7 protein-coding genes and 1 riboswitch are annotated in these 7353 nt (G+C 51.1%); of the genes, 2 read left to right on the forward strand and 5 right to left on the reverse strand.

Going from position 1 to position 7353, the window contains the following annotated elements:
- Window positions 1-8: 8 nt before the first annotated feature.
- A complete protein-coding gene (gene tbcS / locus GZ1_RS05260; RefSeq protein ID WP_083509272.1) occupies window positions 9-1118 on the reverse strand; it encodes a tetraprenyl-beta-curcumene synthase in 1110 nt (369 codons plus the stop codon).
- Between the two features lie 338 nt (window positions 1119-1456).
- Between tbcS and GZ1_RS05265 the strand changes: the two genes are divergently transcribed.
- Complete coding sequence (locus tag GZ1_RS05265; protein WP_013144421.1) at window positions 1457-2005, forward strand: gamma carbonic anhydrase; 549 nt, start codon at window positions 1457-1459, stop codon at window positions 2003-2005.
- A gap of 22 nt (window positions 2006-2027) precedes the next feature.
- Here the strand turns inward: GZ1_RS05265 and metK are convergent, their stop codons facing one another.
- The gene (gene metK / locus GZ1_RS05270) at window positions 2028-3239 is read right to left on the reverse strand and encodes a methionine adenosyltransferase (protein ID WP_014196594.1); all 1212 of its coding nucleotides are present in this window, start codon (window positions 3237-3239) and stop codon (window positions 2028-2030) included.
- Window positions 3240-3360: 121 nt separating this feature from the next.
- Window positions 3361-3475: riboswitch (SAM riboswitch) on the reverse strand.
- Between the two features lie 185 nt (window positions 3476-3660).
- Here metK and pckA point away from each other — a divergent pair.
- The gene (gene pckA, locus GZ1_RS05275; RefSeq protein ID WP_060788038.1) at window positions 3661-5247 is read left to right on the forward strand and encodes a phosphoenolpyruvate carboxykinase (ATP); all 1587 of its coding nucleotides are present in this window, start codon (window positions 3661-3663) and stop codon (window positions 5245-5247) included.
- A gap of 191 nt (window positions 5248-5438) precedes the next feature.
- Here the strand turns inward: pckA and GZ1_RS05280 are convergent, their stop codons facing one another.
- The 3 genes from GZ1_RS05280 to GZ1_RS05290 all read right to left on the reverse strand — a co-directional run bounded on the left by GZ1_RS05280 (window position 5439) and on the right by GZ1_RS05290 (window position 7339).
- Entirely contained in the window at window positions 5439-5873 is a 435-nt protein-coding gene (locus GZ1_RS05280; protein ID WP_255211275.1) for a hypothetical protein, read from the reverse strand.
- 51 nt (window positions 5874-5924) lie between these two features.
- Window positions 5925-6803, reverse strand: a complete 879-nt coding sequence (locus GZ1_RS05285) for an IS982 family transposase (RefSeq protein ID WP_060788039.1) — start codon at window positions 6801-6803, stop codon at window positions 5925-5927.
- A 110-nt stretch (window positions 6804-6913) separates the two neighbouring features.
- Window positions 6914-7339, reverse strand: a complete 426-nt coding sequence (locus GZ1_RS05290) for a GNAT family N-acetyltransferase (protein ID WP_060788045.1) — start codon at window positions 7337-7339, stop codon at window positions 6914-6916.
- Between the last annotated feature and the right edge of the window lie 14 nt (window positions 7340-7353).

The raw sequence follows: 7353 nt of genomic DNA on the forward strand, positions 1-7353 counted from the left end.
GGCTGCCCTTACGAAAAGGACAGCCGTTTTTGTTGCTCCTGCCAAAAGCGGTACGCTTTTCCGTTCCAATAAAAAAACATCGACGCCGCCCCGCCGGCGCGGACGAGCCGGCGCGCCAGCCGGTGCAGACCGCGTTGCTTTTTCACCTTGGCATCCGACAAATACAACCCAAGAAGCCCTCGGTGAATAAGGCGGTGAAACTGGCCGTGCGGAAGGGCGCTGACATGGCGGTCGGCCTCTTCGATGAAATGGCAAAGCCGCTCAAGCATCACCGTTTCATTCGGATAGTAAAAGCAAAAATTCAAATCGCCGCCGGCTCGATCTTCCTCTTGATCGATCAAATAGTCGAGCAAAATGTGCAGCCCTTGAATGTATGGAAAATAACCGTCGCGCACTTGTCTCGCCATCTCCAGCGGCAGCGATTCGCCAAACGCATAGGCGACGAGGCAGAAAATGCCGAGCGTCGAACCGGAGCAGGCGGAAAACTCATACCATTCCATCGGCGGCAAGGCATCTTTGTATTGCGCGAACCATTTCTCCAACCGCGGCACCCGCTCGCTCGCTTCGACATGTTTATGTACTTGCAAGTCGCAATAATATCCGGCCAACTCATGTAAAAACGGGGCGATCGTCTCATAATGGCGCACCGTCTCGAGCACCTCTTGGCACGTGCGGACAAGCGCCGGCAAATAGCCGCCGTCTTCCTGTTCGCGGCGATGGCGGTAATAGTTCGACGGCTCTGCTCCGATCGTCAAAGCGTCCGGCATCGAATCGTGCAAGGCGCGAAAGTCGAGCGGATCGAGCGAGGTGCTGCGGTCGCACAAATTATCCAAATAATCGCTGATCGTCTGGTAAGCAACGATAAAGCGGATGCAATCCTCCATGTTTTCTCCGGCCAAGAGCGCCAAAATGGAGCCGCCTTCGCAATGGAACGTTTTCGAAGCGATGCTCGCGAGCGCCTGGCGCCGCAATTCCGGGTCGGGAATGCGCTCGGCTTGGCGCCGCCAATAGGCAAGCTCGCGGTGGACAAGCGGAAGCACGTCACGATACACCATTTTCATCAAGGCGATGGGGTTTTTCGGAATGTTCAATCGGCTCACCTCAGGTGCAAACACCATGGTCTCGTCTCCTAGCATTTCCATCTTATCGGCAACCAAAATCGTTTCGCGTCTGAACAGCTTGCGATCTCGTCTTCCAGTATTGCCATCAATGCGGCCGGGGCAAACCATAAAAGGGTTGGCGACGGAGTGAAAAAGCCGCTCAACAACGGTTCTTCTCACGTTGAGAAGCTTTGTGAAATCGGATCTTCTTCCCCGATCCCAACCACTCATCGGGCGAAACGAAACGTTTTTCACCAATCCCGATTAGGCGCGCTCGCTTTCGTTGGCGATTTGGACGCAGCGTTGTACAATACATGGTGAACGATCGATTTTGCAGCAGAAAGGAACGAACGCCCATGATTTACCCATACAAAGGCAAAACGCCGCAAATTGCCGCCTCCGCCTTTATCGCCGACTATGTGACGATCACCGGCGATGTCGTGATCGGCGAAGAGACGAGCATTTGGTTCAATACCGTCATTCGCGGCGATGTGGCGCCAACGGTGATTGGCAACCGGGTCAATATTCAAGATAACTCAATTTTGCATCAAAGTCCAAACAATCCGCTTATCATTGAAGACGGTGTAACAGTCGGCCATCAAGTCATTTTGCACAGCGCCATCGTTCGCAAAAACGCGCTCATCGGCATGGGCTCGATCATTTTGGACCGCGCGGAAATCGGGGAAGGCGCGTTTATCGGCGCCGGCAGTTTAGTGCCGCCGGGCAAAAAAATTCCGCCCAACACGCTCGCCCTCGGCCGGCCGGCGAAAGTCGTCCGCGAACTGACGGAAGACGACATCCGTGAAATGGAGCGCATACGCCGCGAATATGTCGAGAAAGGGCAGTATTACAAAGCGCTGCAGCAACAGCGGACATCGTGCGCCAACAAAAAAGAGCTGCCGTGATCAGGCAGCTCTTTTTCTTTCATCACTTGTCCGCCAACGCCAGCGCTTGTTCTTTCAACAAGGCGGCTTTGTCGGTGCGCTCCCACGGCAGGTCGATGTCCGTACGCCCAAAATGGCCGTAAGCAGCCGTCTGTTTGTAAATCGGGCGGCGAAGGTCGAGCATTTTGATGATGCCCGCCGGGCGGAGATCGAAGTTGTTGCGCACGACCTCAATCAAAATGTCTTCCGACACTTTGCCGGTGCCGAACGTATCGATCGAAATCGAAACTGGGCGGGCGACGCCGATCGCGTAGGCAAGCTGCACTTCGCATTTGTCGGCCAGTCCTGCCGCGACGATGTTTTTCGCGACATAGCGGGCCGCATACGCCGCCGAGCGGTCGACTTTCGTCGGATCTTTGCCCGAGAACGCGCCGCCGCCGTGGCGGGCGTAGCCGCCGTACGTATCGACGATGATTTTGCGCCCCGTCAACCCAGCATCCCCTTGCGGACCGCCGATGACAAACCGTCCTGTCGGGTTGATGAAGTATTTCGTGTTCTCATCAAGCAGCTCTGCGGGCACGACCGGCTTGATGACCTGTTCTTTAATGTCGCGCTCGATTTGCTCTTGCGTAATTTCCGGATGGTGCTGCGCGGAAACGACGATCGTATCGACGCGCACCGGTTTGCCGTTTTCATCGTATTCGATCGTCACTTGCGTTTTCCCGTCCGGCCGCAAGTACGGCAAGACATCCGTTTTGCGCACTTCCGCCAATCGGCGCGCCAAGCGGTGCGCAAGCGAAATCGGCAACGGCATCAATTCTTCCGTCTCATTGCAGGCGAACCCAAACATCAATCCTTGGTCGCCGGCGCCAATCGCTTCAATTTCCTCGTCAGTCATCTGACCTTCGCGCGCCTCAAGCGCCCGGTTCACCCCCATCGCAATGTCTGGCGACTGTTCGTCAATCGACGTCAACACCGCGCACGTATCAGCGTCAAACCCGTATTTGGCGCGCGTGTAGCCGATCTCCCGAACCGTATCGCGGACGATGCGCGGAATGTCCACGTACGTTGATGTTGTGATTTCCCCGCTCACGAGCACCAGCCCGGTCGTCACGCTCGTTTCGCAAGCGACACGGGCGTTCGGGTCTTTTTCCAAAATGGCATCCAAAATGGCATCAGAAATTTGGTCGCAAATTTTATCCGGATGTCCTTCCGTCACAGACTCTGACGTAAACAAGCGGCGTTTGGCTGACATTCGGCTCATTTCCTCCTCTTGACGTAATGTGGCGATACGGAACTCGTTTCCCTTCGCAATATAAAAAAACCTTTCCTGTCACGGTGAGGAAAGGTCATTGCAATCGTATTGCTTCCTTTCACTCTTATCGTTCAAGGACTGCGCCTTGCCACAGGTTAGCACCATTTCACATATGAAAGATTGTGACGGTTGCTGGGCTTCATCGGGCCTGTCCCTCCACCGGCTCGGGATAAGAGTATCCGTTCAATGACTTATCTTATCGTAATTGAATAAGCAAAGTCAACCACAGAAATGATTTTTTTATTATCTGAAAAATAGGCAAAATAAGTTCAAAAAAACCTACACAATTAGTATGGACTATTAATAAAAATGTGTTATACTATTTTCAAGATTGATTACAAAAAGAAGGCAGGTTGTGAACATGGGGATCGCAAACATGACAAATAAGCTGGATGTATTGCTGCAAAAACCGTACGTACATCACCAATTGTCCGTCGCCCAGCTCGTCGAGAAAGTATTGCAGCGGAACGAAGGACGGCTGACCCACACCGGGGCGGTTGCCGTGACAACCGGCAAGTACACGGGGCGGTCGCCGAAAGACAAATACATCGTCGAAGAACCGTCCACGAAGCAAACGATCGACTGGGGAACGGTCAACCAGCCGATGTCTCCGGAAACGTTTGAGAAACTGTACGACAAAGTGCTCGATTATTTAATGAAACAAGAGGAACTGTTCGTCTTTAAAGGCTTTGCCGGCGCCGATCCGAAATACCGGCTGCCGATTCAAGTCGTCAACGAATTCGCCTGGCACAACTTGTTCGTCCATCAGCTGTTCATCCGCCCGAGCGCCGAGGAGCTCGCCGCGCACGAGCCGCAATTCACCGTCATTTGCGCGCCGAACTTTAAAGCCGACCCGAAGGTGGACGGGACGCGCTCGGAAGCGTTCATCATCATCTCGTTTGAACGGCGCACCGTGTTGATCGGCGGCACCGAGTATGCCGGCGAAATGAAAAAATCGATTTTCTCGGTCATGAACTATGTGCTGCCGGAACAAGGCATCCTGCCGATGCACTGCTCGGCCAACGTCGGCCAGGAAGGCGACGTCGCCCTCTTTTTCGGCTTGTCGGGAACGGGAAAAACGACGCTCTCGACCGACCCGAACCGCCGCTTGATCGGCGATGACGAACACGGTTGGTCAAGCCGCGGCATTTTCAACATCGAAGGCGGCTGCTATGCGAAATGCATCAACCTGTCGCGCGAGAAAGAGCCGCAAATTTTTGACGCCATCGGCTTCGGCGCAGTGCTCGAAAACGTCGTTCTCGATAATACAACGCGGGTGCCGAATTACGACGACGGCACGCTGACGGAAAACACGCGCGCCGCCTACCCGCTTCAGGCGATCCAAAACATCATCGACCCGAGCGTCGCCGGCCATCCGTCGACCATCGTGTTTTTGACAGCCGATGCGTTCGGCGTCCTGCCGCCCATCAGCAAGCTGACGCGCGAACAGGCGATGTATCATTTCTTAAGCGGCTACACAAGCAAGCTCGCCGGCACCGAACGCGGCGTCACCGAACCGGAAGCAACGTTCTCCACGTGCTTTGGCGCACCGTTTTTGCCGCGCCCGGCCGTTGAATACGCGGAAATGCTCGGGCAAAAAATCGCCGAACACAACGTCCGCGTCTTTTTGGTCAACACCGGCTGGACAGGGGGGCCGTACGGCGTCGGCAGCCGCATGAAGCTCGCCTACACCCGGGCGATGGTGCAAGCCGCCGTCGAAGGGGAGCTCGACAACGTCGAAACGATCAAAGACCCGATTTTCGGCCTCGCCATCCCGACCCGCGTCCCGGGCGTGCCGGATGACGTCCTGCAGCCGCAAAACACATGGGCCGACAAACAAGCATACGAACAAAAAGCAAAAGAGCTAGCGCAAAAATTCCGCGCCAACTTCCAAAAATTCGCCCACATCGATCCGTCCATCGAAAAACTCGGCGGACCGCTCGTGTAACAAGAACCCGGCTGGACAGGGAACATCCTGTTCGGCCGGTTTTTCTGTTCTTTCCTCTGCTTTCGTCTCCGACACTGAATCGTTAGACATTTCTGTACGTCGGTCCGTTTCATTCGCCTCAAACAACCTCAAAACAACCGGACTCGATCAAACGCAATGGGCTTCTGTGTTTTCATTTGTCGCAATGGCCATTAGTTCTGCAAGGAATACGTAATGTCATCAAAAGATGGATGATTAATGAACTTGCGCATGATTTCTAAAGTTTTTACTCCCTGTTTCCCCAAGAATTGTGTTCTTGCCTCTATTTCTTCAACTGTTTTCCGCAAATCATCCATATACTTATCAGAATTTTTAGAATAATTAAACAAGTGATAAAGATGCATAATTCCTATAGAAACTCCAGCAGCATGATATGCTCTGTCTAAAGGCCTTTTGATTTTCAAGATGGTTGATGTAACTAGAGCTTCTTCTTTTGCACATTCATTAGCATTAGGAAACATACAGTTAATCATATCATCCAAGAAGATACTTTGGTGGATAAACTCATGATAAATGGCCTCTGCATATTCAATGATTGACCAATCAGATTGAGGGTTTAACCATACTAATCCCATAACATTGGACACTGATCCTCCACCAAACAAATCTTTTTTTAAACCCGTGGTGCTAGTTGGGCGTTAGAACTCAACTAGCCCTAGTGTGACCAGCGAATAGGCTAACAATATGCCATCGAGCACTACTTCAAATCCGATCATGGAATTCGCTCGAATCTCTGTGATCCGGTATTGGTCAACCAGAACCGAGAACACCGTCTCGATCACTTTGCGTTTTTGTTGGATCCACTTCTCCCATGCCTCGGACGGGCGATGTTTCTGGTTTTTTCGAGACGGAGTCCAAAGCGCCATTTGGTACTCTTCGTACAGCCTTTTTTGCAAGTCACGGCTAATGAACCCTTTGTCCCCAAAGTTATAGGGATGAGGAATTTGAGTCATCACGCTTTCGGCTGCGGTTCGATCGTGGCAGGATGCTTCCGTCACCACATATCCCATTGGCAAACCTTGATCGGTCACTTGAAGGTGCAGTTTCAACCCGTAGTACCATTGCTTTTTGGAAGCGCAATACCCGATGTCGGCGATCCCTTGAAACCGTTTGACACGATGCATTCTCGCAGCATGGCACAACTCTAATGGCAAGCTGTCGACTACGGCATAGGCATGATGTTGGCCGCGTTTCGCCAGCTCATGGCGGATCCATTTCATCGCCCAACGCAGCGCCCGACAACGACGGTTGTATCGGGAACGTTCGAGAAACTGACCGTTTGTGAACAAATTTCCGGTGACAAAGCGATGCCATGCCCGTTCGGAAGAAAAGCCAAGCAGCTTCCCCAAAATGTGAATCGCTATGATCACGTCATCTTCTTGCTTTACCAAATGGCGGTTGCGGCGTTGAAGATGCGTCTGAATCAATGACAGTTGAGCGGAGACAAAAAAGAAAATGGCGGCATATTGCTTTTGAATCTTGGCCTGATCTGTAGTAAAATGAAAGTGCTCTTGCATGGGGATTCTCCTTTCGAATGGTAGGTCGCACTTTCATTCTACAGGAGATCCTCATGCAAGGGCTATTTTTATGCTTGTTTGAGTTTATCTAGTACCACGGGTTAAGAGAATTATTTTTTGAGTTGTTTAAAGTAAATTATTTCAGGGTCTCCTTCATCCAGATTATCAATAAAACCACTCTTACTATATCCAAGTGATAAGAATACCTTGTGCATTCTCTCATTAGATTGATTTGTTGAAGAAAAAATCTTTTCCGTTGGAGATATATTTTCAAAATACTTGATTAGTGATTTCGCATATCCTTTTCTTCTTTCTGAAGGTTTTACAACAACTAATGAGATAAAACTACATTCAAAAAAATGAGTGTTGTAAACCAAAAAACCAACAATTGACCTGTTAACTTTAGCGACTAAACAACACCCTTCTTCAATTGCTTTCTTTATGTATGTTCTTCTGCTTTCATCTCCAATAACTTCCGCATCGATTCTTACTATCTCATCTAATTCATTCAATTTGGCTATTGTTATATGTTCCACAAAAATCAAAACCT

The organism is Geobacillus zalihae NBRC 101842 (genome assembly GCF_001544135.1).
In the GTDB taxonomy this organism is placed as follows: domain Bacteria; phylum Bacillota; class Bacilli; order Bacillales; family Anoxybacillaceae; genus Geobacillus; species Geobacillus zalihae.